The following is a 499-nucleotide window of genomic DNA, read 5'->3' on the forward strand; positions in this document are numbered from 1 at the left end:
GCCCTCTTTTTCCAGCACTCACACAAATAGAGTCAAACTCTGTCGCACTCTGATGTATAAACGTCGGCAGTCGTTTTTTCTGCCCTAGTGGACTGATTCCACCCACGATATAACCCGTCACCTTTTGCGCAATGCCAGCATCCGCCATCGCTGCTTTTTTTACCTTTGCACTCTTAGCAGCAAGCTTAAGATTTAATTGGTTTTCAACAGGAATTACCGCCACAGCCAGATTTTTCGGCTCGCCATTTAAACAAAACAGGAGTGTTTTAAACACTCTTCTGGGATCTTGACCAAGCACTTCAACCGCCTCCATCCCAAAAGAGGTTACTCTAGGATCATGGTCATATTGATGAATGGTATGAGCGATTTTGTGTTTTTTTGCGTAGTCTATTGCTGGTGTCACGACAGTACCCCTGGTTAATCTTACCTTCAGCCCGACTTAACTGACTGGCTGCTTGCTAATAAAACACAAATCAGGGCAAAAAAAAGGTTCATCGCG

At 44.5% G+C, this 499-nt stretch carries 1 protein-coding gene; it reads right to left on the reverse strand.

All coding sequences use genetic code 11. The annotated features are described in order from the left end of the window. Nucleotides 1-403 (reverse strand): Cys-tRNA(Pro) deacylase (gene ybaK / locus BCU12_RS11500; RefSeq protein WP_102404390.1); only part of this gene is annotated, 403 nt, incomplete at its 3' end. Between the last annotated feature and the right edge of the window lie 96 nt (nt 404-499).

It is taken from the genome of Vibrio sp. 10N.261.55.A7 (assembly GCF_002877365.1).
In the GTDB taxonomy this organism is placed as follows: domain Bacteria; phylum Pseudomonadota; class Gammaproteobacteria; order Enterobacterales; family Vibrionaceae; genus Vibrio.